This window comes from Achromobacter sp. 01N37 (assembly GCF_056399725.1).
The window spans coordinates 13,639-39,766 of sequence record NZ_JBFTRX010000025.1 but is presented as its reverse complement, the minus strand read 5'-3'; the positions used below and the strand labels follow the sequence as shown (position 1 = coordinate 39,766).

At 65.9% G+C, this 26,128-nt stretch carries 24 protein-coding genes and 1 pseudogene; 14 read left to right on the top strand and 11 right to left on the bottom strand.

The features are described from left to right. The first annotated feature begins 143 nt into the window (after positions 1 to 143). Complete coding sequence (locus AC1DSJ_RS29445; protein ID WP_427949345.1) at positions 144 to 1,070, top strand: sulfurtransferase; 927 nt, start codon at positions 144 to 146, stop codon at positions 1,068 to 1,070. A 1-nt stretch (position 1,071) separates the two neighbouring features. Further along, on the top strand, positions 1,072 to 2,259 hold the full coding sequence (locus AC1DSJ_RS29440; RefSeq protein ID WP_441372686.1) for a YeeE/YedE family protein: 1,188 nt from the start codon (positions 1,072 to 1,074) through the stop codon (positions 2,257 to 2,259). On the opposite strand, the gene AC1DSJ_RS29435 is transcribed toward AC1DSJ_RS29440, so the two are convergent. The 6 genes from AC1DSJ_RS29435 to AC1DSJ_RS29410 all read right to left on the bottom strand — a co-directional run bounded on the left by AC1DSJ_RS29435 (position 2,252) and on the right by AC1DSJ_RS29410 (position 7,731). Further along, positions 2,252 to 2,740, bottom strand: coding sequence for a GlcG/HbpS family heme-binding protein (locus AC1DSJ_RS29435; RefSeq protein ID WP_054423339.1), 489 nt, complete (start codon positions 2,738 to 2,740; stop codon positions 2,252 to 2,254). The genes AC1DSJ_RS29440 and AC1DSJ_RS29435 overlap by 8 nt on opposite strands. Positions 2,741 to 2,886: 146 nt before the next feature. Next, positions 2,887 to 3,516, bottom strand: coding sequence for a response regulator transcription factor (locus AC1DSJ_RS29430; protein ID WP_054422938.1), 630 nt, complete (start codon positions 3,514 to 3,516; stop codon positions 2,887 to 2,889). Next, on the bottom strand, positions 3,513 to 4,949 hold the full coding sequence (locus AC1DSJ_RS29425; protein ID WP_441372687.1) for a sensor histidine kinase: 1,437 nt from the start codon (positions 4,947 to 4,949) through the stop codon (positions 3,513 to 3,515). Before AC1DSJ_RS29425 ends, AC1DSJ_RS29430 begins: the two co-directional genes overlap by 4 nt. Positions 4,950 to 5,006: 57 nt before the next feature. Beyond that, a complete protein-coding gene (locus AC1DSJ_RS29420) occupies positions 5,007 to 6,194 on the bottom strand; it encodes an HPP family protein (protein ID WP_441372688.1) in 1,188 nt (395 codons plus the stop codon). Positions 6,195 to 6,297: 103 nt separating this feature from the next. After that, complete coding sequence (locus AC1DSJ_RS29415) at positions 6,298 to 6,744, bottom strand: MarR family winged helix-turn-helix transcriptional regulator (protein WP_441372689.1); 447 nt, start codon at positions 6,742 to 6,744, stop codon at positions 6,298 to 6,300. Positions 6,745 to 6,825: 81 nt separating this feature from the next. Then, the gene (locus tag AC1DSJ_RS29410; protein WP_054422944.1) at positions 6,826 to 7,731 is read right to left on the bottom strand and encodes a LysR family transcriptional regulator; all 906 of its coding nucleotides are present in this window, start codon (positions 7,729 to 7,731) and stop codon (positions 6,826 to 6,828) included. A 156-nt stretch (positions 7,732 to 7,887) separates the two neighbouring features. Between AC1DSJ_RS29410 and argC the strand changes: the two genes are divergently transcribed. Then, complete coding sequence (argC, locus tag AC1DSJ_RS29405) at positions 7,888 to 8,820, top strand: N-acetyl-gamma-glutamyl-phosphate reductase (protein WP_054422948.1); 933 nt, start codon at positions 7,888 to 7,890, stop codon at positions 8,818 to 8,820. A 76-nt stretch (positions 8,821 to 8,896) separates the two neighbouring features. Here the strand turns inward: argC and AC1DSJ_RS29400 are convergent, their stop codons facing one another. Both AC1DSJ_RS29400 and AC1DSJ_RS29395 read right to left on the bottom strand, forming a co-directional pair. Next, positions 8,897 to 10,999 (bottom strand): TerD family protein, encoded by a 2,103-nt coding sequence (locus tag AC1DSJ_RS29400; protein WP_441372690.1) that lies wholly within the window; start codon positions 10,997 to 10,999, stop codon positions 8,897 to 8,899. Positions 11,000 to 11,117: 118 nt separating this feature from the next. Next, a complete protein-coding gene (locus tag AC1DSJ_RS29395; RefSeq protein WP_476760451.1) occupies positions 11,118 to 12,002 on the bottom strand; it encodes a LysR family transcriptional regulator in 885 nt (294 codons plus the stop codon). A 157-nt stretch (positions 12,003 to 12,159) separates the two neighbouring features. Here AC1DSJ_RS29395 and AC1DSJ_RS29390 point away from each other — a divergent pair, with 157 nt between their 5' ends. Genes AC1DSJ_RS29390 through AC1DSJ_RS29375 form a run of 4 tightly spaced genes read left to right on the top strand, consistent with a single transcriptional unit; the run spans position 12,160 to position 16,694 of the window. Then, positions 12,160 to 13,794 (top strand): ATP-dependent acyl-CoA ligase, encoded by a 1,635-nt coding sequence (locus AC1DSJ_RS29390; RefSeq protein WP_441372692.1) that lies wholly within the window; start codon positions 12,160 to 12,162, stop codon positions 13,792 to 13,794. 37 nt (positions 13,795 to 13,831) lie between these two features. After that, complete coding sequence (locus AC1DSJ_RS29385; RefSeq protein ID WP_342065611.1) at positions 13,832 to 15,145, top strand: MFS transporter; 1,314 nt, start codon at positions 13,832 to 13,834, stop codon at positions 15,143 to 15,145. Continuing rightward, positions 15,142 to 16,308 carry a thiolase family protein gene (locus AC1DSJ_RS29380; protein ID WP_441372693.1) on the top strand — a complete coding sequence of 389 codons (1,167 nt, stop codon included), beginning with the start codon at positions 15,142 to 15,144 and terminating at the stop codon, positions 16,306 to 16,308. The genes AC1DSJ_RS29385 and AC1DSJ_RS29380 overlap by 4 nt, the downstream gene beginning before the upstream one ends. Next, entirely contained in the window at positions 16,305 to 16,694 is a 390-nt protein-coding gene (locus AC1DSJ_RS29375) for a Zn-ribbon domain-containing OB-fold protein (protein WP_441372694.1), read from the top strand. Before AC1DSJ_RS29380 ends, AC1DSJ_RS29375 begins: the two co-directional genes overlap by 4 nt. Positions 16,695 to 16,776: 82 nt before the next feature. Here the strand turns inward: AC1DSJ_RS29375 and AC1DSJ_RS29370 are convergent, their stop codons facing one another. After that, a complete protein-coding gene (locus AC1DSJ_RS29370; RefSeq protein WP_054422963.1) occupies positions 16,777 to 17,607 on the bottom strand; it encodes a TlpA disulfide reductase family protein in 831 nt (276 codons plus the stop codon). Beyond that, a complete protein-coding gene (locus AC1DSJ_RS29365; protein WP_476760450.1) occupies positions 17,604 to 18,029 on the bottom strand; it encodes a hypothetical protein in 426 nt (141 codons plus the stop codon). Before AC1DSJ_RS29365 ends, AC1DSJ_RS29370 begins: the two co-directional genes overlap by 4 nt. 168 nt (positions 18,030 to 18,197) lie before the next feature. Here AC1DSJ_RS29365 and AC1DSJ_RS29360 point away from each other — a divergent pair, with 168 nt between their 5' ends. The 6 genes and pseudogenes from AC1DSJ_RS29360 (at position 18,198) to AC1DSJ_RS29335 (ending at position 23,251) form a co-directional block, all read left to right on the top strand. Then, the gene (locus AC1DSJ_RS29360; protein WP_054422967.1) at positions 18,198 to 18,980 is read left to right on the top strand and encodes an amino acid ABC transporter substrate-binding protein; all 783 of its coding nucleotides are present in this window, start codon (positions 18,198 to 18,200) and stop codon (positions 18,978 to 18,980) included. A gap of 20 nt (positions 18,981 to 19,000) precedes the next feature. Next, a complete protein-coding gene (locus AC1DSJ_RS29355; protein ID WP_054422969.1) occupies positions 19,001 to 19,654 on the top strand; it encodes an amino acid ABC transporter permease in 654 nt (217 codons plus the stop codon). Between the two features lie 130 nt (positions 19,655 to 19,784). Further along, positions 19,785 to 20,537, top strand: a complete 753-nt coding sequence (locus AC1DSJ_RS29350; protein ID WP_175169471.1) for an amino acid ABC transporter ATP-binding protein — start codon at positions 19,785 to 19,787, stop codon at positions 20,535 to 20,537. A gap of 82 nt (positions 20,538 to 20,619) precedes the next feature. Further along, on the top strand, positions 20,620 to 20,841 hold the full coding sequence (locus AC1DSJ_RS29345; RefSeq protein ID WP_441372697.1) for an ATP-binding cassette domain-containing protein: 222 nt from the start codon (positions 20,620 to 20,622) through the stop codon (positions 20,839 to 20,841). Continuing rightward, positions 20,808 to 21,446: pseudogene (locus AC1DSJ_RS29340) on the top strand (ABC transporter permease); the annotation flags it as partial. The gene AC1DSJ_RS29345 and the pseudogene AC1DSJ_RS29340, both read left to right, overlap by 34 nt. Before the next feature lie 212 nt (positions 21,447 to 21,658). Next, positions 21,659 to 23,251 carry an ArnT family glycosyltransferase gene (locus AC1DSJ_RS29335; RefSeq protein WP_441372698.1) on the top strand — a complete coding sequence of 531 codons (1,593 nt, stop codon included), beginning with the start codon at positions 21,659 to 21,661 and terminating at the stop codon, positions 23,249 to 23,251. A 148-nt stretch (positions 23,252 to 23,399) separates the two neighbouring features. On the opposite strand, the gene AC1DSJ_RS29330 is transcribed toward AC1DSJ_RS29335, so the two are convergent. Then, on the bottom strand, positions 23,400 to 25,628 hold the full coding sequence (locus tag AC1DSJ_RS29330) for an NADP-dependent isocitrate dehydrogenase (protein ID WP_441372699.1): 2,229 nt from the start codon (positions 25,626 to 25,628) through the stop codon (positions 23,400 to 23,402). 236 nt (positions 25,629 to 25,864) lie between these two features. Between AC1DSJ_RS29330 and AC1DSJ_RS29325 the strand changes: the two genes are divergently transcribed. Continuing rightward, entirely contained in the window at positions 25,865 to 26,077 is a 213-nt protein-coding gene (locus tag AC1DSJ_RS29325) for a hypothetical protein (RefSeq protein WP_175168639.1), read from the top strand. The last annotated feature ends 51 nt before the right edge of the window (positions 26,078 to 26,128 follow it).

Genomic DNA, 26,128 nt, shown 5'->3' with positions numbered 1-26,128 from the left:
CGCGAAAACATGCAGCGTTTTCATTGCTGACAACACTCTGAACGAGTAATCAGAATATGAAAACAATGTCGTTCGTGCCAGGCAGGCAAGCCGATATTGTCCGGTTTGAACGGCGCATCAGCCGCCGCAAACAGGAGAATCCGATGTCCCTACGCAAGATGCTCGCCGGCGCGGTCGCCGTGCTGGCCACCTTTGCCGCCGTGCCGGCGGCGGCGCAACACGCCAAATTTCTGGTCACGACAGAGTGGCTGGAAAAGAACTTGAACGATCCCAAGGTGCGCGTCGTAGAGGTCAGCGTGAACCCGGGCCTGTTCGAACGCGGCCACATCCCGGGCGCGGCCAATGTGAACTGGCATACCGATCTGGTCGATACCGTGAACCGCGACATCGCGCCGCCCAAGCAATTCCAGGCGCTGCTGGCGCGCTCCGGCATCAATGCCGACACCACGACCGTGCTGTACGGCGACAACAACAATTGGTTCGCAGCCTGGGGCGCGTGGATTTTTGATATCTACGGCATCGACAACGTGAAGATTCTGGATGGCGGCCGCAAGAAGTGGGAAGCCGAAGGGCGGCCGCTGGCCAATAGCGCGAAGATTCAGCCGGCAGGCACGGCGCAGATCAAGACGCCTAACGCGGCGCTGCGCGCGCATCTGCAAGACGTGCTGGCTGTGGCGCGCAAGGAAAAGCAGGGCGTGCTGGTCGATATCCGGTCGGCGGATGAATACAACGGCAAGATCTTCGCGCCCAATGGTGTGCCGGAACTGGCCGTACGCGCGGGCCACGTGCCGGGCGCGGTCAACGTCACGTGGAGCAAGCTGGTGGCGGATGACGGCACCTTCAAGCCGGCAGACGAACTCAAGGCCATCTACCAGGCGGCCGGCGTGGACGGCAGCCAGCCCATCATCACGTATTGCCGCATTGGCGAACGGTCGAGCCATTCGTGGTTTGCGCTGAAGAAACTGCTGGGCTATGACGTGCGCAACTACGACGGCTCGTGGACGGAATACGGCAACAGCGTCGGCTCGCCCATCACGAACCCCGCCGGCACTGTGTGGGGCAAGACCTGAGGTGACGACGTTGCGCTATGGGTCGGCCGCCGCGGTGCTGGCGGCCGTTGTTGCGGCGGCCTGGCTGCTGGCGCCCTTGCCGGATGGCGGGCGCAGCCTGGCCTTGTCCGTGCTGCTGGGGGCGGCGTTTGGCATCGTGCTGCAACGCTCGCGTTTCTGTTTCTACTGCATTGCCCGCGACTTCATCGACAAGAAGGAAACCGCCGGCATGTTTGCCGTGTTGCTGGCGCTGGGCGTGGGCATGCTGGGGTATCACGCGGTGTTCGGCGCGTTTCTGCCGATTCCGTCGGCAGACCGCCTGCCGCCCGGCGCGCACATCGGGCCGGTCAGCGTGGCGCTGGTGGCGGGCGCGTTCGTCTTCGGGATTGGCATGCGGGTGTCGGGCTCGTGCATCAGCGCGCATTTCTACCGGCTGGGCGAAGGGGCGCTGGCCTCGCCCTTTGCGCTGTTGGGCGCGGGCGTGGGTTTTGTGCTGGGCTTTGCAACGTGGAACGCGCTGTACCTGGCGGTGATTCAGCAGGCGCCTGTCGTGTGGCTGCCGCAGCAATTGGGGTATGGCGGCACGGTGCTGTTGCAGGGCGCGGTGCTGCTGGCGCTGGCGTGGGCGGTGGTTCGTCGTGGCGGCGCGCAGACGGCGTTGCCACAGCGGGCGGTATCGCCTTGGCATGCGGTCTTGCACGAGCGCTGGCCGCCTGCGGTGGGGGGCATTCTGGTCGGGGCAATCGGGGGGATGGCGTACTTGCGGATTGCGCCGCTGGGCGTGACAGCGGAACTTGGCAGCGTGGCGCGCACGCTGGCTCAGCGTGCGGGCGGGTTGCCCGATCGGCTCGAAGGCCTGGATACGTTTGCGGGGTGCGCCACGGCGGTCAAGCACGTGCTGCTGTCGAACAACGGTGCGTTCGTGCTGGCGTTGGTGGCGGGCGCGTGGGCGGCGGCCTTGGCGGCGGGCGCATTCCGGCCGCGGCTGCCCTCGCTGAAAGACGTGCTGCGTAACTTCGCGGGCGGCGTCTTGATGGGCTGGGGTGGCATGACGGCACTAGGGTGCACCGTGGGCACGCTGCTGTCCGGCGTGATGGCCGGCGCGTTGTCGGGCTGGGTGTTTGGCGTCGCCTGCTTTGCGGGGATCTGGGCGGCGCTGCGGGTGGTGAGAGCCCCCGCCGCCGCCAGCCCCCAACCGCGTCTTACTTGAACAGGGCGGCGTTCTCTTCCAGCACCGTGTCGGCGCACTGGGCGTCCAGGTTACCGCCCGGGGCGCCGGCCACGCCGATCGCGCCGATGACATTGGCGCCGGCCTTGACCGGCACGCCGCCGCCCAGCAGCAGGAAGCCCGGGATGTCGGTCAGGTTGGCCGCGCCCGGATTCTTTTGCGCGTTCTCCATCATGGCAAGCGTCGGGGTCTTGGCGGACACGGCGGTGAAGGCCTTGGCGCGGCTGGCTTCGATGGTGTGCGGGCCGGCGTTGTCGGCGCGGGCAAAGGCCTTGAGCAGACCGGCGCGGTCAACGACGGACGCGCTGACGTTGTAGCCCTTGGCCTGGCAGGCGGCGACGGTGGCGGTGGCGAGCTTTTGCGCGTCAGCCATCGACAGATTGCTTTCGTTCAGCACGGCGGCGTTGGCGGCGCCGGCAAACGCCAGCGTAGACATCAGGGTGGCGAGCGTGATCCGGTTCATGGTCTGCATCCTAGTTTTTGAAGGGGTTCGGTAGGAGCAGTCAGTGTGGCCAAAACGCGCCGCGGGCGGTATACGCCCGATTACGCCCAAACCTCCGTAGGGATACGGAGGCGACCTAATACGGAGGCGACTAATACAGAGGCGACCTAATCCAGCAACGTCGCGTACTGGCGGATCAATTGCGCCAGGGAATCCGCTTCCAGCTTCGCAAAGACATTCGCCCGATACGTTTCCACTGTGCGCGGCGATAAATCAAATTCGCGCGCGATTTCCTTGTTGCTCATGCCTTGCACAATGCGTTCCAGCACCTCGTGTTCACGGCCGGATAAACGCGCCAGCCGCTCGGTGGCGGCCTGCGTCACGGCCAGCCGTTCGCGGCTGGCGATGTGGGTGCGCACGGCCGCTTGCACGGCGTCCAGGAACACATCGTCGTCCACCGGCTTTTGCAGGAATTCCATGGCGCCGCCCTTGAAGGCGCGGCGGCACAGGTCCACGTTGGCATGGCCGGTCAGCATGACGACAGGCAGGTCGGACTGATCGGCCAGACGGGTCAGCACGTCCAGCCCGCTGATGCCGGGCATGCGGATGTCGAGCACGACGCAGCCGATGGCGCTGGGCGTCAACTGCGCCAGAAAGGCCAGCGGGTCGCCAAAGCCCGCGCTGCGCAACCCCACGCTACGCAGCAGCAGGGCAAGGCCGTCGCGCACGGCGTCGTCGTCATCCACCAGATACACCAGGGGCGAATGTTCCAGCGTGCGGGGATCTTGAGCGGTCATGCGGGGGCTCCCGAGCGCGGCAGGCTCACGGTAAAGCAGGCGCCCGATGGGCTGATGTTGCGGACGGCGATGCGGCCGTCCATGGACCCGGCCAGCGTCTCGCACAGCGCCAGCCCCAGGCCCATGCCGTGCGGGCGCGTGGTGTAGAACGGCGCGAATAGCTTGGGCAGCGCGTCGGGCGGGATGCCGGGGCCGGTGTCGGTGACGGTGAACAGATAGTCCCCGCCTTGCGCGTGGCCTTCCAGCCGGATGTGACGCGGGCCGTCGCTGGCCGCCACCGCATCCGCCGCGTTCTGCACCAGGTTGTGCAGGATCTGCTCCAGCGCCACACGGTCGCCCAGCGGACGCGCGCCGGGGCTGGTGTTATGCCAGCTCAGGCGGATGCCCTGACGGGCCAGTTCCGGTTCGCGCAGAAAGCGCAGCGATGCCACCAGCGCATCCGGGTCCAGCGCTTCCCGGCGGGCGGGCGAGCTGGGTTGGACGAGTGCGCGCATGCGGCTGATGATGTCGGCCGCGCGCTTAGCCTGTTCGGCGCTGGCCAAGAGCGCATGGCGCACGGCGGGGCGTTCTTCCTCGTCGTCCAGCAGGCGTTCGGCGGCGCGCGTATGCGCCAGGATGGCGGTCAGCGGCTGGTTCAATTCATGTGCGATGCCCGCCGCCATTTCGCCCAGCGTGCTCAGGCGCGCCATGGCGGCCAGGCGCACCTGTTCCTGTTGCCGGCGCGCGTCGGCGTGCGACCGCTGCCAGGCGGCGGCGCCCGCCACCAGCAAGGCGCTGGCCACGGCCCACAGCAGCCACGCGGTCCATGGCCAGAAGCCAGGCGTCAGCGTGCGCGTGCTGCGCATCGGGAAGGGCTGGCTGGCTGCACCCAGCGGCTTTTGCAGCGTCATCGTCAGGCCAAAAGCGTCGGCAGGCTGCTTGTCCAACAGCGTCAACGGGGTTTGATCCACGGTCAGCGTCAGGTTGGCCAGCCCCGGCGGAAAGTCGGCGGCGGGGACCAGTTGGCGGGCGTCCACCAGCAGGCTCCAGCTGGACGGCGCGATCAGCCAGTAGTGCGCGGCGTCCACGGGCAGCGTCACCGGCCGGCCCAGTTGGCGGGCGCGTTCCAGGGCGGCGGACAGGCCCGGCGGCTGGGCCAGGCTGCCTGCCCACGCGCCATCGGCCAGATAGCCCAGCCCCTGCAACTGCGGCATCGCGGGATGCAAGCTGGGGTACAGGCGTTCGGGGGTGGGCGGGTGCGACAGGGCCGCCAGCGTGGCCAGCACGGCTTCATGCTGCACGGTCTTCTGGCTCAGCATGCGTTGGGCCACGCTGGTGCTCTGGAAGAAACGGTCGTACTGGTCGACGTATTCCTGACGGGCAATCCAGACGGCGCCCAGGCAGAACAGGGCCAGCCAACAGAGGAGGGCGCGGGGGCGCGATAAGGGATTCACGCGTGAAATTATGCCTTGCGGCCGCCGCGGACCGGAATCCGTAGGGCTACGGAGGAATCAGGCGGCACGCCGGGTGGGGTGCGGCTTGGTGCGTGGGTTGGCATCTTTGTTGGCGTCCGAGTCGGCGCCGGACTGCGAACTTGCCGACACCGCCATCTGGTAAAGCGCCGCCACCAGATCCGACTGCGTGACCAGGCCTTGCAAGCCGCGTGCCGCGTCCAGCACTGGCACGCAGTGCAAGCTGTCCGACATGGGCCGCGCCAGCTCGATCACGGGCAGCCCCGGCGTGGCGAAGGGGACTTCGCTGCGCATGCAGTCGGCCACCAGCAGGTCGGGCGCGGGGGCGCCATCCAGCGTCTTGGCCGCCAGCCGGCCTTTGCGCGCCAGCACATCGCCCTGGGCCACCATGCCGGCGTACCGACCCGCGGCATCCAGCACGGGCAGCGCTTGCAGGCGGTGCTTGTCGAACAGGCGGATGGCGTAATCCAGCGGGTCTTGCTCGTGTACGGTGACCACATCGCGCGACATGATGTCCGCGCAGGTCACGTCACCAAAACGCCGCAGGCTGGCGCGCAGTTCGGCAGCCAGCACGATGTCTTCCAGGTCTTCCTTGCTGATGTCCAATAGTTCGCCGCGTTGGGCCAGGGCCTCGTCCAGATCGGCGCGGCTGAAGCCTAGGCGGGCGCTGGGGGCGGCGTCGCGCGTGTGGTGGCCGGGCGCGGGGTCGGCGTGGCGGCGCGGGTAGTTGCGGCGCAGCGCGCCGTTGAATGCCACGGCAATGCACAGCAGGATCAGGGAGTTCAGCCCCACGGGCCACAGCGCGAAGCCGTAACCCAGGCTGGCCACCGACGGGCCGCCCAGCACCGCCGTCAACGCCACCGCGCCGCCAGGCGGGTGCAGGCAGCGCAGGCTGAACATGGCGCCGATGGCCAGGGCCGCCGCCGCAGCAGCCGCAACACCCGGTTCGGGAATCATCTGTGCGCAGAACACGCCAACCAGCGCTGACACCAGATTGCCCGCCATGATGGACCAGGGCTGGGCCAAGGGGCTGGCCGGGGCGGCGAACAGCAGCACGGCAGACGCGCCCATCGGCGCGATAAACCAGGGGTTTGCGCCGCCCAGCGCATGGCGGCCGACCCATTCCGTGCAGAACAATCCGACCAGCGCACCCAATACGCCAAAGAGCTTTTCGCGCCCATTGACGCCTACCGGCGCTGGCGCGAACGAGCTCAGCCAGCGCTTCATTGCCACACCCAAAACGGTCTCCTCGCGTGCTTGAAATATGTCGCGGGACGACAATTTATCACGCGGCAGCTGACGGCCAGCTATCGGCGGACGGGCCCAGGCGTCAGGCGGCGTCGCCGTCGATGCGGGCCAGCAAGCGGCCCAGCAGCGGGCGCATGCCGCGCAATTCTTCCAGATGCGAGGCCGACAGGCCTTCCAGCACGCGTTCGGCTTTTGGGGTCAGCACGACCTCAACGCGGCGGCCGTCTTCGGCGTCGTCCTCGCGGCTGACGAGTTCAAGGCGGGCCAGCCGGCCGACCAGCTCGGCCGCGGTGTGGGGACGGATCAGCAGGCGTTCGGCAATTTCGCCCACATACAGGCCGCGCCGGCCCGGCGGATGCTTGCGCGTGCCTTTGATCGCCAGCAGGGTCTGATGCTGTTGGGGCGTTAGATCGAACTCGGCCGCCGCGCCCTCGCTGAAGGCGGCGAAGGTGCGCAGTGCGTATCGGAAGTCGGCCAGCAGTTCGTAGTCCGCAGGCGACAAAGTGGTGGGGGACGGATCATTGTTCACCCGGCGATTCTAATAGATCATCGGCGCGGCGTGGCCTGTCCGTTTGTCCTACTTCTTGTTGGCGGGTTGCCAGGTTTTGGCCTAAGACGCCGCCGCCGCGCCGCTTGCCGCGCGCAGGTCCCACAACACATCCAGCACATGCTGCGTGGCGCGTTCGACCTTTTCGGCACGGTGCGCGATGCCCAACGGTCGCCACAACGCCGGCCGCAGGGGGCGCATGATGATGCGCGGGTCGGCCTGCGGCGCGGTGGTTTCGTGTGGCAGCAGGGTCGCGCCGTAACCCGCCGCCACCAAGCTTTTGATGGCGTCGTTGTAGTTCAGCTGGATGCGGGCACGCGGGTTCAGCCCGGCGCTGGCGAACCATTCGCCGGTTTGGCGCGACAGGCGGGTGGTGGCGTCGTTCAGGATGAGCGGGCGCGCCGCGAGCCAGGCGGGCGTGACGCGTGCGGGCGCGGGCCAGCCAGCGGGCAGAAAGGCCATGACCGGGTCACGCCGCCAGGGTTTGATCAGCAAGCCATCAATGGGCGGTTGCGGCAGGGCCACCAGCCCCACGTCCAGCGTGCCGTCGTTTAAGCGCTGCAACGTTTCCTGGGACGTCAGCACCGCCACCTGCACGTCAATACCCGCATGGCGCTGGCCCAACGTTTCCAGCGCCTGCGGCAGCAGATGGGCAATGGCGCCGGTGGATGCGCCCAAGCGCACGCGTCCGGACAAGCCCTGCACCTGCCGCTGCACGTCGTCCAACGCCTGATCGGCTTCAGCCAGGAGCCGGCGCGCGCGTTCCAGCAGCGTGTCGCCAATGGTGGTGGGCCGGACCTGGCCGCGCTTGCGCGTCAGCAGCGGTGCGCCGATGCGCGCTTCCAGGTCGGCCACATGCAGGCTGACGGTGGGCGGCGCCAGATGCAAGGCGCGCGCGGCGTCCGCGAACGAACCCAGGTCGGCAATGGCGACCAGCGTGCGCAGGCGATCAAGGCTGATTTCACGCATGGAAGTATCGTTCAGAAAAGATGAAGTTGACGGTCATGATATTCGACTTTTCTTATGTTGAGCGCAGGCCGATGATACCGGCTGGCTTCTCTGATTTCCTTTCCTTTTTCCCTTTCTTTTTTCCTTTACCCCATCCCTTACGCGACGGAGCACGTCATGACGCACCCCCTGGTTTTTATCGACGGCGACCAAGGCACGACCGGCCTGCAAATTCACGAGCGGCTGCACGGCCGGCCCGATTTGCAGCTGCTGACGCTGCCCGATGCCGAGCGCAAAGACCCGCAGCGCCGCGCCCAGGCGATCAACGCCTGCGACGTGGCCATTCTGTGTTTGCCCGACGAACCCGCACGCCAGGCGGCGGCATCGGTGGTGAACCCCGCGGTGCGCGTCATCGACGCCAGCTCGGCGCATCGCACCACGCCGGGCTGGGTGTACGGCTTTCCGGAAATGAGCGCGGGGCAGGCCGAGCGCATCGCCCACGCCAAGCGCGTCAGCAACCCGGGCTGCTACCCGACGGGCGCCATCGCCTTGCTGCGGCCCTTGATTCAGGCGGGTCTGGTGCCAGCGGATTATCCGGCGGTGGTGCACGCCGTGTCGGGCTATTCGGGCGGCGGCCGCGCCAGTGTGGATGCCTACGAAGGCGCGGGCGGCGTGCAAGGTCCGGCGTTTCAGCTGTATGGCTTGGGCCTCGCGCACAAGCACACGCCGGAAATCGAAGCGCACGCCGGGCTGACGCAACGCCCCGTGTTCGTGCCGGCCTACGGCGCGTTCCGGCAGGGCATTGTGCTGACGATTCCGCTGCACCTGCGTTTGCTGCCGTCGGGCGTCACCAGCCAGCAATTGCACGATTGCCTGCAACAGCACTATGCAGGCACGACGCATGTGCAGGTGGTGGGCCGGCAGGAAGCCGCCGAGCAGTCGCACCTGGACCCGCAGGCGCTGAACGGCACCAACGATTTGCGGCTGGCGGTGTATGGCAATGAGCAGCACGGCCAGGTGTTGCTGACGGCCGTGTTCGACAACCTGGGCAAGGGCGCGTCGGGTGCGGCCGTTCAGAATCTGGATTTGATGCTGGCCGCGATGGGGTAGATCGAGCCGCAACGCCGCGATGCGTCATGCATCGCGGCAGGCTCCGTTCAAGCACAGGCGGTTGGCACGCGCGCCGCTACAGAAACTCGGCGCGTATCCGGTCGGTATCAAACGGCGTGATGCCGTCGCGCACGCCAAACACCGTCTGCGCGGCATCGGCGTTGTCGACCTGCCGCCCTCGTGCTTCGGCATGCAGCGTAAACAGCGTGTGCAGATCCGGCTGCACGCGCGACAGCAGCGCGCGCAACATCAGCGACACGCCCGACAGGTTGTTCGCCACATTATTCAGACGGGGTTGCGCACGCAGCGCCACGTCCATCCAGCGCATGCGCTGGTCTTGCAAATCCAGCGCCAAAGGCAGGCAGATCAGCGTGTTGGAGGCCAGGTCTACGCGGTCCATCACCGTGCGCGGCTCGAACGGTTCGCCGGAATTTGCGTCTTCACGCGCCATCCATCCGGCAAAGCATTCCGGCAGATCGCAATAGGGTTGCAGCGTGTAGCTGTTCAGAATCATCACCACAAAGCGCACGCCGCGTTCGCGTAAACGGGCCACGTCCAGGTCGATGAACTCCGCCGCGCCTTGGGGCGCATCCACGATGTCGCCGCTGTGATACGCGCCATAGCTTTGCAGCCGGTAATAGGTCAGCGCGTCGACGAAGTTGCAGTCGGCATCGAACAGCGCGGCCGACAAGTCCACGTCGGCGCGGCCGCTACCGTTCATCCACCATAGAAACAGGCGCACGACGGCGGCGTCCGGCAGCGGCAGACTGCTGCCGCGCCCCAGCGTGCGCAGGCTGCGCGATGCCGAGCGCTGGGAAAACGGCGCCGTGTGGTCGCGCAACGCGGGGTCAATATAGCAGTCGCCCAGCGGCGGCAGAGCGGCAAAGCGCGTCAGTAAGGCGGTCTTGCAAAGACGAGCCACTGCATCGGCGACGCCCGCGGGTAACGGCGCGCGCGTGTCGCCCGCCGCAAACAGCTTGGCCGCATCGCCCTTGGGATAGAAGACGCGCAGTGCGGCCGGCGCATCGCGGTGTTGCGCATGCGTGTACAGCTGCAACAGCACGGGCGTTGCCACTTGGTCTACGACGCGCGCAAAGCCGGCCAACACGGGCGCGGGGTCGGCGGCAGAACGCAGCAAGTGATCCAGCCGGCGGGCGAATTCACCCGGCCGGCTTTCCAGGCGATGCGCGGCGCTGGCGCTTTGGCCGGATTCCAGCATCGCTTCGATGGCGCTGTTGAAGGTGGGGGCGGGCTTGCCGCTGCGCAGCAAGGCGAAGGCGGCGGCTGTGCGCGGATAGCGGCTGGCGAACTCGCCGGGGTGCAGATATTCGCCCAGGCGCTTCCAGCGTTCGGGCCAGCGCTGCATGTCTTCGGCCGCGTTCGGATGGCGTTCGATCAAGCCCAGCAGCTGCTTGCGGCGGGCGCGCGGCATGGACGCGAAGCGCGTGGGCAGGGCCAGTGATGCGTCGCCGCCTGCTATCGCCACCGCCAGCCGCAGCACGTCGGTGGCGGTGTCCAGCCGCTGTTGCAAGAAGGCGTCGGTGGCTGCGCCCGGCACATGGTCCAACAGGTTCGCGGCCAGATACGCCAGGTTTTCCTTGAACGGAATGGCCTCGGGGATCAGCCGGAAAATGTTCGCGCGGTATTGCTTCACATACCAGGCCAGGTCCGTGCGGTCTTCTTCCGACAACGACGTGGCCGACGCCGCCAGCTGCGTGAAGATGGCCTCGCATTCTTCGGTGCTGCCCAGTTCAATGATGCGCGGCGTGCGGCCATGGAACAGCGGCGCACGCTCGGAGCCGTCGCCCGGCATGCGGCGCAGCGTCAGGTAATGGTGAACGGCGTCCAGATACCGCGTGGCGTCGTCCAGGTCTTGCACCTGCTTCGGAAAGTCCGGGTACAGCGGGCGGTGCGGCCGGTGCGCACCGGTCATCTGGCGCAGCGTCTTCAACAGCAGGCGCCCCGTTTGCGTGACGGCTGGCAGCGGCCATGTGGCCAGGCGCTGGATCACGGCGTCTGACATCACGTAGCCCAACTCTTCGGCTTGCGCCTGAATGGCGGCCAGCTCGACAGCGGTGACTTGGCCGTCTGCGCCAGTAGCGTCTTCGAGGTCAGCGCTTGCGCGCGGGATTTTGTCCAGAAGCAGGCAGCAGCGCCGCCGCAGATAGATGGGGTTCATGATGCAGCCCGAATGGAAAACGCCTGCCAGGGGCAGGCGCGGTGCGGAAAGCGGGAACCCTAGGTTTTCAGGGGTAGAAGGAAGGACTCCCATAGCCACGCGCGCACTTTATCACTATTCAGGTTGCGCTGCGGTCCGCCAAAGTGGCTTCAACCAAGCGGCGCAGCCACATCGTGCCCGGGTCGCTCTCAAAGCGCGCATGCCAATGCACGGTGACGCACAAGGGCGGCAACGTGATGGGCAGCGGGCGGATGTCGAACGCGTTGTCGCGGTTGAACCAGATGGCGGCGCGGTAGGGCAGCGTCACGGTCAGATCGGTGCGGCGCACGATTTCGGCGGCGGCCGAAAAGTGCGGCAGCATCAGATAGGGCTGACGATGCAGGCCGGCTTCGCCCAGCACGTCGTCCAGCAGGCGGTGCGCGCTGGCGCGCGAGGCCACCAGAATATGGTCCAGGCGTTTGAACTGGCTGCGCGTCAGGCCGGCCGACAGCACCGGGTGCCCGCGCCGGCCCATGCACGCATAGCGCTCGCTGAAGAGATCGGCGTGACACGTGTGGCGGCCCAAGCCGGCCAGGTTACCGATGGCCAGATCCACTTCACCATCTTTCAACGCGTGCGGCAGATGCTCCAGCGCCACCTCAAGCACTTCAATCTGCAAACGCGGGGCCAGGGCATGCACGCGTTCCATCAGCGGGGGCAGGAACACCATTTCGCCAATGTCCGACATCGACAGCCTGAAGCGCCGGGTGCTGGTGGCCGGGTCGAATTGCTGGCGCAGGCTGACGGCTTCGGCAAAGCTGTTCATGCCGCGTTCGATAGGGTCGGCCAACGCAAACGCGACGGGCGTGGGCTGCATGCCGGTGGCGGTGCGCACAAAGAGCGGGTCGTTGAATTGTTCGCGCAACCGGCCCAACGCGTAGCTGACGGCAGGCTGGGTCAGGTTCAGCCGCTGCGCCGCAYGCGTCACGCTGCGTTCATGCAGCACCGTCAGGAAAACCCGCATGAGATTCAGATCAAAGTCCACGCACGCCCTTGGTATCAGTCTGATTTATAAGATAAATAATACCCATAAATTTGACACATAAATAGTTGATTCCTAGACTAATTCCACAGAGTCGCGCGATGCCACGCAGCGGCCGAACCTCTGGGGAAGCGTTGTCATGCATGCGTTGACATTGCCGTCGTTATTGGTGGAGCAGGGCGCCCGCTTGGGCGATCGTCTGTGGGTTCAAGCGCCCGGTGGCGCGCTGCGTTTCAATGACGCGCCGGCCCACGCCGCAAGCTGGGCCGCGCGTTTGGCGGCGGCAGGTGTAATGCGGGGCGACCGCGTGGGTCTCATGGCCGGCAACCGGCACGAATTCCTGTCCATCGTGCTGGGTTGCGGCTGGCTGGGCGCGGTGGTGGTGCCCATCAACACCGCGTCGCGCGGCATGCAGCTGCGGCACATCCTGGCCAATAGCGGCTGCGTGCTGCTGGTGGCCGACGCAGCGTCCTGTCCCGCGTTGGCGGCGCTTGCGTCCATGCCCGCCATGCAGGATGGCAATGACGACAATCACGCAACGCAACACGACGCGTTGGCGCTGCGCCAGATCTGGCTGCTGGACGAGGTGGCCGACGTGGCGGGATTGCCCGCGCCCGCGAGCGCGCCACCCGCGCCACCCGCGCAGCATGCCGCCGCCGCCCCGTTGCCTGCTGCGGCTGACATCGGCCCCGGCGACATGCTGGCCATTTTGTACACCTCAGGCACATCGGGCTTGTCCAAAGGCGTGTGCTGTCCGCACGCGCAGTTCTATTGGTGGGGCAAGATCGCCGCGCGCAATCTTGAAATCACCGACGCCGACGTGCTCTACACGAGCTTGCCGCTGTTCCACACCAATGCCTTGAACGCGTGCTTTCAGGCGCTGGTGACGGGGGCGTCCATCATCTGCGACGAACGCTTTTCCGCAAGCCGCTATTTCGACCGGCTGGAAGCTACAGGCGCCACCGTCACCTATCTGCTGGGCGCGATGGTGCCGATGCTGCTGGCGCATGAACCCGCCGCGTCCGAACGCCGGCATCGCACCCGCATCGCCTTGGCGCCCGGCGTGCCCGAGCGCTTTCACGCGGCCTTCACCGAGCGCACGGGCATCGCGCTGCTGGAAGGCTACGGCTCCACCGAAACCAACTTCGCGCTGGGCGGCACCTTGGCCCAGCAGCGTCCGGGCACGATGGGCCGCGTGGCGCCGGAGTTCGACGCCATCGTGGCTGACGAGCACGACGCGCCCGTGCCGGATGGCGAGCCGGGTGAATTGCTGCTGCGCGCTACGCCGCCGTTTGCGGTTGCCACCGGCTACTTCGGCATGGATGACAAGACGGTCGAGGCCTGGCGCAACCTGTGGTTCCACACGGGCGACCGCGTGGTGCGCGACGCCGACGGCTACTTCCGTTTCCTGGACCGCATGAAAGACGCCATCCGCCGGCGCGGCGAGAACATTTCGTCGTACGAGGTGGAACAGGTGCTGCTGGCGCATCCGGCGGTGGCCGTGGTGGCGGTCTACGCCGTGCGCTCTGAATTGGCCGAAGACGAAGTCATGGCCGCGCTGGTCTACAAGCCCGGGCAAACCTTGACGCCCGCGGCTCTGCTTGATTTCTGCCAGCCCCGCATGCCGTATTTCGCCGTGCCGCGCTATCTGCGCGTGCTGGACGATCTGCCGCGCACCGAGAACGGCAAGGTTCGCAAGTTTCGCTTGCGCGAAGAAGGTATCACCGGCGACACCTGGGACCGGGACGCCGCCGGCTATCGCGTGGCGCGCTAACGCGCCATTGATCCATTCAAAAATCCAAGGGGCGGCAATGACGATGGCATACAAGGGGGCGGCGTTATCCGCCGCCGACGAAGCAAAAAGAAAGCGCACGCGGCGCGTGGTGACGGCCTCCGTCGCGGGCAACGCGATGGAGTGGTACGACTTCTTCATCTACGGCACGGCGGCGGCGCTGGTGTTTGGCGAGCTGTTCTTTCCCAAAGGCACCGACCCCTTGCTGGGCACGATGGGCGCCTTTGCCGGCTTTGCCGTGGGCTTTTTGGCGCGGCCCTTGGGCGGCGTGATCTTCGGTCACATCGGCGACCGCTACGGCCGCAAGCTGGCGCTGGAATGGACGCTGGGCCTGATGGGCGTGGCGACCTTCCTGATCGGCCTGCTGCCCACATACGAGCAGATTGGGTTCTGGGCGCCGGTGGCGATGGTGGTGCTGCGCATTGTGCAAGGCGCGGCCGCGGGCGGGGAGTGGGGCGGCGGCGTGCTGCTGATCAGTGAAGCCGTGGGCGGCAAGCGGCGCGGCTACTTCTCGTCGTTCAGCCAGTTGGGCGTGGCGGGCGGCTTCGTGCTGTCGTCCGGCGTCTTCATGCTGGCGCAGCAATTGCCGCAAGATTCCTTCATGAGCTGGGGCTGGCGCCTGCCGTTCCTGCTGAGCGTGCTGATCTTTGGCGTAGGCCTGTATATCCGCAAGCACATCCCCGAAAGCGATGAGTTCGTGCAAGCCAAGAAGACGGCCAAGCGCGGCATGCCGGCGGTGGAAGTGTTCCGGCGCTATCCGCGTCAGGTGCTGACGGCGATGGGGCTGCGCGTGGCCGAGAACGGCGGCTCGTATATTTTTCTGGCCTTTGCGCTGGCCTATGGCAAGTTCCTGGGGATTCCCAACGACGTCATGCTGGGCGGGGTGCTGGCGTCGATGTTCATCGAGCTGGGCACGCTCGTGTGGTTCGGCCATTTGTCTGACCGCATCGGGCGGCGCGCCGTGTATCTGATTGGCTCGGTGGGCTTGGTGCTGGTGGCGTTTCCGTTCTTCTGGATGGTGCAGACGAAGGAGCCGCTGTGGATTTTCCTGGCCTTCTTCCTGGGCAACACCGTGTGCCACGCCGCCATGATCGGCACGCAGCCTGCTTACTTTGCAGAGTTGTTCCCCGCCGAAGTCCGCTACACAGGGCTGGCGCTGGGGCATGAGCTGGCGTCGGTATTCGCAGGGGGCTTGTCGCCGCTGATCGCCATGGCGCTGCTGCGTGAATATCAATCGGCCACGCCGGTTGCGTGGTTCCTGGTGGGCATGGCGGCCATCACCGTCATCACCTTGCTGCTGACGCGCGAGCCGCCCCGGCAGGACACGGAATGACGGTGATGGTCAGCCCCGGCCCCGGCCCCGGCCCCGGCATCGTCAGCGTCGGTGAAACCCCCGCGTTGCGCCACCCGGATGCGTCGTGCTCCACGGCCGGCTTGATGGCGCAGGCGGTGGGCCAGGCCCTGCGCAGCGCCGGGCTCAGCCCCGCGCATGTGGACGGCCTGGGTGTGGCGTCGTTCACGTTGCGGCCCGACCGCGCCATTGACCTGGCGTGGCAGCTGGGGCTGCGCCTGAACTGGTGCATGCAGGACGAGATGGGGGGCGCCAGCGCCATCAACCTGCTGCGTCAGGCGTGGCTGGCGCTTGCGGCCGGGCAGGCGGAGACCATTGTGCTGGTGTCGGGCGACCACTTCACCGGTGCGGATTTCGCCGGGCTGGTCCGTGGCTACAACCGTACCGCGCAAGACTACCTGAGCCCGCTGGGCTGCGAAGGGCCGAACCCCATGTTCGCCATGCTGACGCAGCGGCAGATGGCCGCAACGGGGCTGCGCCGCGAAGATTACGGCGCGCTATGCGTGGCGCAACGTCAGTGGGCGGCCGGCAACCCCAACGCGGCCTATCGCCAGCCGCTGACGCTGGCGCAATACCTGGACGCGCCCATCGTCGCGCCGCCCTTGAGCCGGCTGGACTGCGTGCCGGTGGTCAGTGGCGCCAGCGCCCTGGTGCTGCGCGCCCGCCCGCAAGGCGTCCACGTGCGGCTGGTGGCAAGCGAGGCCCGCTACAACCACGATCAGCAAGAAGGCGATGGCCTGGAAACCGGCATTGCCGCCTTCGCGCCCGCGCTATGGCGGGCGGCAGGCATGGGGCCAGACGAGATGGATGTGGTCAGCGTGTACGACGATTACCCGGCGATGGCGCTGGCGCAGCTATGCGACCTGGGCTTCGCCAGCGCGGGCGACTTGCCCGGCTTCATCGCCCGGCGCATCGCCACCCGCGACCTGCCCGTGAATACCGCGGGCGGCCAGTTGTCAGCAGGCCAGGCGGGAACGGCGGGCGGCATGCACGGGCTGGTCGAGGTGACCCGGCAGTTGTTGGGGCTGGCGGGCGACCGCCAGTTGCGCGGCGTGCGCCATGGCGTCGTCACCGGTTACGGCATGGTCCAGGTGCGTTACGGCATGTGCGCGAACGCGGCGGTGCTGACGCGGGAGGGCGCATGAGCCTGCTCATTGATCAATGCCGCGCTTGCGCGCACCGGTTCTATCCCTCGCGGCTGTGGTGCCCGGCTTGCGGCCATGACCAGGTGCAGCCGGTGGCGGCCGACTATGCCGAGCTGCTGGCGTGGACCGTCATGCCGGCTAAAAAGGACGAGTCAAAAAGGGACGAGTCAGGAAGCGACGAGTCAGGAAACAACGAGTCAAAAGTCGGCGACCCGGACAACACCCTCGACCTCGTCGTCATCGCCACCGTGCGCGCCTTGCCCGATGGCCCCGTGCTGGTAGCGCGGCTGGAGGATGTGCCCACGCATATCGGCCAGCGTCTGCGGCTGTTCGGACGCAAGACGCAGGGGCGGGTGTTGCCGTGGGCATGGACGCTGCCTGGGTAAATGCCGTCAGGTGAGTGTCGTCAGGGTGAGTGCCGCTGCGGGTGGCGGCCGCTTGCGCGAAGACCGCTAGGGTGAAGCCCCCCTAGTCGCCGCTATCCGCCGCCCTTATCGATTCAAGCCGCTGCGCGAGCGACGCCGTGGACAATTCACCCACCCGCAAATCCACCAACCGGCCCTCAGCATCGAGGAACAAAGTGGCCGGCAAGCCCCGATTGCTGAACTTGCGCGACGCCTCGCCGGCCGGGTCGATCAGCACGTTGCGTAAGGCAGGCGCGTGCTTGTCCAGAAACTGTGCCACGTCTTGCGCGGCTTCCGCCTGATTCAGAAACACGAAGTTGACGTCCGGATTGGCCGCCTGTGCCGCCGCGAAGGCCGGCATTTCCCGCCGGCACGGCGGGCACCAGCTGGCCCACAGGTTGATCACGGTGGGTTTGCCGTGAAAGGCCGACATCGTGGCGGGCGCCCCATCCATGTTGTTGACCGCCAGCGCGGCCAGTTCAGGTTGCGCCTGGGGCGTCGGGGCCAGCCAGCGCCCGCCGCCCAGCCACGCGGCGCTGGCCAACGCCAACGCACCCAACAAGGCCACGCGCGGTGCATGGCGCCGCAGAACGGCGATGGCGGCATACGCCCACGCGGCCGCGAGCCCCGCCAAGCCAATCCAGCCGCCGTCGCGCAAGTCCAGCATCTTGATCGGATCGGGCAGGTAGTGGTCGCGGTAGCGCCAGACAAAACTCAGGCGGGCGACCAGCAGGCCGATGATCAGCGCCCGCCACAAGACGGTGCTCAAGTGCGCGGCGCGATCGCGGTCGCGATTCAACAGCTTGGCCGCCAGCAGGCCGACCACCCCGGCGGCGATCAACAGCGCAAGTTCAGTAGGCAATACCAGGGGGCCGAGCCGAATGGCGGGCGTCATGCGTCCGCCGGGGCGTTGGCCGTGGCGGGCGGCGGAAAGCGGAAGCAGATGCGCAAGTTCGTCCCCGAGCCAGAAATGCGCAGGTCGTGGATACGCGCGCTGCCGGGCAGGGGCAGGGGGCCTTCAGCGGTGAAGCCGCGCCCGTCGATATCGTCCTGCAACGTGCGGCTATCGTGCCTTGATGAGGCATCCTTCGCCGGGTCGTCCGCCAATTCGTCCGCCAATTCGGCCTCTGGATCGTCCGCCGATTCGGCCGCTGGTTCGTTGGCCCGTCTGGCAGCTTCGTGCGCCTGAAATAGCGCAGCGTAGGTCTCAAAATGCGGGGACGGGGAAAAACTCCCTTCCATCAGCACGCTGCCAGRCGTGCGCACCTGCGCCACGCCAATGCGCTTGCCCCCGCCGTCCTTGATGTTGAATTCCATGCTCGGCTCCCGAATGAAGCGGACTAGCCTAGCATGCTGTGCGCCCCGCAGCGCCCCGCCACGCCGTCGCAACCGGCATGGTCCGGCAGTAACGCTAAAATGGCGGCTCGCGGCTGCCTGTCCAGCCTTTCCGGCATTCTTATTCTTGCGCCTGGCGCACCCATAACTATGAAAAAACTGACCGCTGTTCTCCTCGTGTCCGCTACCACGCTGCTGACCGCTTGCGGCCCGAGCGACAACGCGACCACCGCCGGCGCGGCAGCTCCGAAGAAGGTCGTCGTGGGCCTGGATGACAACTTCCCGCCCATGGGTTTCCGTGACGCAAGCAACCAGATCGTCGGTTTTGACGTCGACATGGCCAAGGAAGCCAGCAAGCGCCTGGGCATGGAAGTGGAATTCAAGCCGATCGACTGGAGCGCCAAGGAAGCCGAACTCAACGGCAAGCGCGTCGACGTGCTCTGGAACGGCCTGACCATCACCGAAGAGCGCAAGAAGAACATCAGCTTCACCGCGCCGTACATGGCCAACCACCAGATCATCATCGTCGGCACGCAGTCGCCCGTGAAGGTCAAGAACGACCTGGCGGGCAAGGTGGTCGGCGCGCAGGATGGCAGCAGCGCCACCGACGCCATCGCCAAGGACCCGGTCGCCGCCCAGATCAAGGAAGTGAAGAAGTTCGGCGACAACGTCACCGCGCTGATGGATCTGGCCGCTGGCCGTCTGGACGCCATCGTCGTGGACGAAGTGGTGGGCCGTTACCTGATCAGCAAGCGCGCTGGCGAATACCGCGTGCTGGACGAGAACTTCGGCACCGAAGACTACGGCGTCGGCGTGCGCAAGGACGATGCCGAACTGCTGGGCAAGCTGGACAAGACGCTGGATTCGATGAAGCAGGACGGCACCGCCGGCCGCATCGCCACCCAGTGGTTTGGCGCGAACATCATCAAGTAAGCGGCGCGCGAACCCACTGAATGGACTACGTACTCTCTTTGCTGGGGCCCATGGCGGAAGGCGCGAAAGTGACCTTGACGCTGTTTTTCATCACCCTGGCCCTGGCGGTGCCTTTGGGGTTGGTGCTGGCCCTGGCGCGCATTTCGAAGTGGCCGCTGCTGAGCAGTCTGGTGAACGGCTATATCTGGCTCATGCGCGGCACGCCGCTCATGCTCCAGATGCTGTTCATCTATTTTGCGCTGCCGTTTGTGCCGGTCATTGGCGTGCGGCTGCCGGATTTTCCGGCGGCCGTGGTGGCGTTCGCGCTGAACTACGCGGCGTATTTCGCCGAGATCTTCCGCGCGGGTATTCAGTCGGTGGATCGCGGCCAGTACGAAGGCAGCAAGGTGCTGGGCATGACCTATCTGCAAACGCTGCGCCGCATCGTGCTGCCCCAGATGGTGCAGCGCGTGCTGCCGCCGATGAGCAACGAAACCATCACGCTGGTGAAGGACACGTCGCTGATCTACGTACTGGCGCTGAACGACATCCTGCGGACGGCGCGCGGCATCGTGCAGCGTGATTTCACGACCACGCCTTTCCTGGTCGCCGCCGCCTTCTATCTCCTGATGACGCTGGTTCTGACGTGGTTCTTCCAGCACATGGAAAAGCGCTATGCCAAATATGACCAGTAACCCCCAGGCAGGCGCCGACATGGCCGCTGACCGGCCCGCTATGGACCGGCCCGCTTTGGATCGCCCCGGTATGGACAGACCCGGTACGGACCGCCCCGGTACGGACCGACCCGGTATGGACCGCCCCGTCATGATCCAGGCCAGCGGCATCATCAAATCGTTCGGCGCCAATCGCGTGCTGGACCAGGTGTCGTTGACCCTGGGGCAGGGCGAAGTGGTGGCGGTGATCGGTCCGTCGGGCTCGGGCAAAAGCACGTTCCTGCGCTGCCTGAATCACCTTGAGACCATCGACGAAGGCAGCATCGACGTCGAAGGCGAATCGATGGCGCGCGCGGTTCCGGGCGGGCGCAGCCAGTACGCCAGCGACGCCGAAGTGCGCCGCATCTGCCGCAAGATGGGCATGGTGTTTCAGTCGTTCAACCTGTTCCCGCACATGACGGTGTTGCAGAACATCATCGAAGCGCCGATCACGGTCAAGGGCATGACGAAGGCGCAGATCATCCCCAAGGCGGAAGAATTGCTGCGCAAGGTCGGCCTGTTGAACAAGCGAGACAACTATCCCACGCGCCTGTCTGGCGGGCAGAAGCAGCGCGTGGCGATTGCCCGCGCGCTGGCGATGGAACCCGACATCATGCTGTTCGACGAGCCCACCTCGGCGCTTGACCCCGAACTGACGGGCGAAGTGCTGCGCACCATGAAGCAGTTGGCGGACGAACGCATGACCATGCTGGTCGTCACCCACGAAATGGGCTTTGCCCGCGAAGTGGCGCACCGCGTCATCTTCATGGACGACGGCCGCATTGTGGAAGAAGCCCCATCCGCCACATTCTTCAGCGCGCCGCAACACGCGCGCAGCCGGGAATTCCTGGCGCATATGCTTTAGGCCAAGCCAGGCCAAGTTAGCCAAGCCAGGCCAAGCCAAGCCGGGTGCGGGCCAGCCCCTCGCACCCTCTCCGGAGGTGGGCATGCACCCTGACAAGATTCCCGTCCTGCGGCTGCGCGCCGTGTACAGTCAGCGCCTTGCCCCCGTCAGCCTGGATCTATCCGCCGGCGAGTGCGGCGCGATTGTCGGCCCGTCCGGGTCGGGCAAATCATTGCTGCTGCGCCAAGTAGCGGACCTGGACCCCGGCCATGGCGAGGTCGAGCTTGATGGCAAGCCACGTTTGCGCATGCCACGCCCTGGCTGACGGCGCTGGTGGTGGCGGTGATGATGGCGCTGGCCGCGCGCGAAGTGGCGGCCCGCCCCAAGGCGCGGCTGGCCGGGCATGGCAATGGCTGGGTCGGCACGCTGGCAGTCGCGGCCACCACCTTGATCACGGCCATGTTCATTCTGAACACTGCGCTGCGCCCCGACCCCTGGTTCGACCCGCGCTACGCCATTGCGCTGGTGGGCATCGTGCTGGGCAGCGTGTTGAACGCCGCCAGTCTGGCGCTGGACGGCGTGCTGTCGGGCGTGCGCCGCGAAAAACTGGCGATCGAAGCGCGGTTGGCTCTAGGCGCCACCCCGCATCAGGCGTTTTCCACCCTGCTGCGCGAATCCGTCCGGCGCGGCATCGTGCCCAGCGTCAACCAGATGTCGGCGGCGGGCATCATCACCTTGCCCGGCATCATGACGGGCCAGATCATCGCCGGCATGGACCCCATCGACGCCGCCAAGTACCAGATTTTGCTGATGTTTCTGCTGTGCGGCGCAAGCGGCATGGCGGCCATGGCGGCGGCCTATGGCGCCATGCGCAGGCTGACGGACGAGCGTGGGCGCTTGCGTCTGGACCGCTTATCGGCGCCGAAATAGGGGAGCCAGCACGGCTCCGGCGCCTTAATAAATCTAAGACCGTTGTAAGAAATTTCATGAGAACTCAACGCGGCCCTTTCCATAATGGGTGCCACGTTGTGTCTTTTTGAACGTTTCTTCCTTCGGACTTTCATGCCTTTTGTGTCTTGCTTACCTCCTTTGTCCGGCCTCATGCGCCCGGCCAACGCCCTGCTGTTGCAGGAGCGCCGGGCATGAGCGCCGTGCTAAGCCCCACTGCGCAGGCCTCTCGTAGCATTGCGGTTCAGAAGTCCATTCCCGGCTGGCAGGTATTGCTGGGCCTGGCCGTCTGGCTGGCCGCGTTGGCGTGGGCGCGCTGGCTGACCCTGCCCGACGAAGGCCGCTATGCCGGCGTGGCTTGGGAGATGTTGCGCAGCCAGTCGCCCATGGTGCCGCTGCTGGACGGGATGCCGTATTTTCACAAGCCGCCCTTGTATTACTGGCTGGCGCAAATCAGCTACGCCTTGTTTGGCGTGCATGAATTCAGTGCGCGCGTGCCGTCGCTGCTGGGCGCGTGGGGCGCGGGCGCGGGGCTGTATGCGTTCGTGTCGCGCTACCGCAATGTGGCGCAGGCGCGCTGGGCCGTCGTCATCCTGGGCCTTACGCCCTTGTTCTTCGGCGCGGCGCAGTTCGCGAATATGGACATGCTGGTTGCCAGCATGATCACGCTATGCGTGCTGGCCGCCGCAGACACCGCCTTGCGGCGCGGGGAAGGGCGCCCGTTTCGTGCGATGTCGATGGCAACCGGCGTGTTGGCGGCCTTGGCCGTGCTGGCCAAGGGCCTGATCGGCCTGGCGTTGCCCGGCGCCATCGTGCTGGCCTGGCTGCTGCTGCGGCGCGACTGGCGCGGCATGCGCGCCTTGCTGTGGGTGCCGGCATTGCTGGCGTTCGCCGTGGTGGCCGTGCCGTGGTTCGCGTTGATGCAGATGAAGTTTCCGGGCTTCTACCATTACTTTTTCGTCTACCAGCACTTCGAGCGCTTTGCGCAAAGTGGCTTCAACAACGCGCAGCCGTTCTGGTTCTATGTGCCGATTGTGGTGGGCCTGGCCTTGCCGTGGTCGATCTGGGGGGCGGCAATTTTCACGCGCGGCTTCTGGCGTGACGCCGATCCGCACGGCTTGCGCCGGCTGATGGCGGTCTGGATCGCGGTGGTGGTGGTGTTCTTTTCCATCCCGCAATCGAAGTTGATTGGCTACGTGCTGCCGGTGTTTCCACCGCTGGCGTTCCTGCTCAGTGAACGAATCGCGCCCGTCTGGGCGGCGGGCAAGCGGCGGGCCTTAAGCATTGCAATCGGCGTGGCGGTGGTTATCTGTCTGGGGGCGATTGTGGCGGCGGCATCCAACCCGCGCGGCAGCGCCGGGCCGACCATGAAGGAACTGCGTGGTGAAATCCGGCCGCAAGATACGCAGGTCGCCCTGCATGCGTTGCCGTTTGATCTGGGGTTCTACACGCAGGCGTCTGAACCTGCCTGGATTGTGGATGACTGGCTGGACCCGGCCATTCCCACCCGCGACAACTGGCGCAAGGAACTGTATGACGCGGCCGAGTTCGACCCCATCGTCGGCAAGCGCGTGCTGGTGCAAAACGGTGATTTGACCGCGCGGCTTTGCGCGTCCGCCGACGGCGCACGGTTTTGGATTTGGGGCCGGGACGATGACGCCGGGCGTTATCCCGCCATCAACGGAGTTGCGCCGCGTTTGCCGGGCGACAAGCGCGCGGTGTGGCGGCTGGATATCGACAACGCGTTCCGCCAACGGATGTGCGGGAGCCAAGCACCGGCGCAGTAAGCGTGCAAGCCAGATTGCAGGCTGGATCGCAAGCCGGATCGCAGGCCAGATCACAAGCCGGTTCGCAAGCCAGATAAAAAAGCCGGCGGCCCTTTGAAAGGCTGCCGGCTTTTTTGTGCTGGCGGCAAACGCCGCCAGACGGTGACGCTTAGCCGATGGAGGCCAGCACCTGGTTCAGCGTGGCGCTGGGGCGCATGGCTTGGCTGGCCTTGTCTTCGTTCGGCTGGTAGTAGCCGCCGATGTCAACCGGCTTGCCTTGGGCCGCCTTCAGTTCTTCCACGATCTTGGTTTCGCTTTCGGCGAACGCGCCCGCAGCGCCGGCGAACTGCGCAGCCAGGGCGCGGTCGTCGGTTTGCGCGGCCACGGCCTGGGCCCAGTACATGGCCAGGTAGAAGTGGCTGCCACGGTTGTCCAGGCCGCCGACCTTGCGGTCCGGCGACTTGTTTTCGTCCAGGAACTTGGCGGTTGCCTGATCCAGCGTCTTGGCCAGGATCTGAGCGGTCGGGTTCTTGTACGTGCGGCCCAGGTGATCCAGGGATTCAGCCAGCGCCATGAATTCGCCCAGCGAATCCCAGCGCAGGAAGCCTTCTTCCAGGAACTGTTGCACGTGCTTCGGCGCCGAACCACCCGCGCCCGTTTCGAACAGGCCGCCACCGGCAACCAGCGGAACGATCGACAGCATCTTGGCGCTGGTGCCCAGCTCCATGATGGGGAACAGGTCGGTCAGGTAGTCGCGCAGCACGTTGCCGGTGACCGAAATCGTGTCCAGGCCTTCGCGGATGCGCTTGACCGAGAACTTGGTGGCTTCAACCGGGTCCAGAATGCGCAGGTCCAGACCGCTGGTATCGTGGTCGTTCAGGTACTGCTTGACCTTGGCGATGATCTGGGCGTCGTGAGCGCGCTTTTCGTCCAGCCAGAAGACGGCGGGCGTCTTGCTGGCGCGGGCGCGGTTGACGGCCAGCTTGACCCAGTCCTGGATCGCGGCGTCCTTGGTCTGGCACATGCGCCAGAGGTCGCCGGCTTCCACGGCTTGTTCCAGCAGAACCTTGCCCGAGGCGTCGGTGACGCGCACGGTGCCCGATGCCGGGACGACGAAGGTCTTGTTGTGCGAACCGTATTCTTCGGCAGCTTGCGCCATCAGGCCCACGTTGGGCACGCTGCCCATCGTGACCGGATTGAAGGCGCCATGCTTCTTGCAGTCGTCGATGACGGCTTGGTAGACGCCGGCGTAGCTGCGGTCGGGAATGACGGCCTTGGTGTCTTGCAGCTGGCCTTCGGCGTTCCACATCTTGCCGGAGTCGCGGATCATGGCGGGCATGGACGCGTCGACGATGACGTCGCTGGGCACGTGCAGGTTGGTGATGCCCTTGTCGGAATTCACCATCGCCAGTTGCGGCAGGGTCTTGTAGGCGGCGTCGATGTCGGCGGTGATCGCGGCTTGCTGGTCAGCCGGCAGCGATTGGATTTTGGCGTACAAGTCGCCAATGCCGTTGTTGGGGTCGAAACCGGCTTGCTTGAGCACGGCGGCGTGCTTGGCCAGCACGTCTTTGTAGAACACGGACACGACGTGGCCGAAGATGACCGGGTCAGAGACCTTCATCATCGTGGCCTTCAAGTGCACCGAGAACAGCACGCCGGTGGTCTTGGCGTCGTCGATCTGGGCTTGCAGGAAGGACTTCAGCTTGGCGGTCGACAGCACGGCGGCGTCGATGATCTCGCCGGCCTTGACCGGGGTCTTTTCCTTCAGGACCGTCTTCGTGCCGTCAGCGGCGGTCAGTTCGATCTTGACGTCGCCGGCATCGGCGATCAGGGCCGACTTTTCGGTGCCGTAGAAATCGCCTTCGGACATATGCGCCACGTGCGACTTCGAATCAGCGGACCAGGCGCCCATCTTGTGCGGGTGCTTGCGGGCGTAATTCTTCACCGACAGCGGCGCGCGGCGGTCGGAGTTGCCTTCACGCAGAACCGGGTTCACGGCGCTGCCCTTGACCTTGTCGTAGCGCGCCTTGACGTCGCGTTCGGTGTCGTTGGCGGGGGCGTCCGGATAGTCGGGCAGCTTGTAGCCTTGTTCTTGCAGTTCCTTGATGGCCGCCTTCAGTTGGGGCATCGAGGCGCTGATGTTCGGCAGCTTGATGATGTTGGCTTCGGGCTTGACGGCCAGCGCGCCCAGCTCGGCCAGGGCGTCGGACAGCTTCTGGCTGTCTTCCAGGTAATCCGGGAACAGCGCGATGATGCGGCCGGCCAGAGAGATGTCGCGCGTCTCAACCGTAATGCCTGCGGGCTTGGCGAATGCCTGGACGATGGGCAGCAGCGAACGGGTTGCAAGCGCCGGCGCTTCATCGGTGAGGGTATAGATAATCTTCGGAGTAAGAGACATGATCCTTGAATCTGTTCGGCGCATAGCGCTTTCGGCGCAAACCCGAACATGCTAAGCGGCGTACGCCGGTAGATGTTGTCGAGAGTGGGTTCGTATGGGCAGAGGCGGGGCGGACCCCGGATTTGCTCAATCCGGCAGGCGCCTGCCCTTTATTTGTTGGCTCGATAACTCGGCCAATCTGGGAAGTACGACTGCCACGAAGGCGACATTGTAAACCCGTGACAAGGGCGCCGCGCATGGAAATAGCTGCAAAATGCCGTCTTATGAGCAGGATATCGCGGCTATATGCGTGGGATATGGCGGATGGCGTTCGCGGATTCACGCTTGGCGCCGTTTCCGCCTGGTGTGATTTGACAAAATCCGGCGCCAAGCGCATTCTTTGCGCCATGAATTTCCGCGCCGTCCGCATTTCGCTGATTATTACCATCATTCCAAGAATGGTGGGTTAGCGCGCGACCGCAATAGTCACAAGCCACCCGCCCCACGAGGCGGGTTTTTTG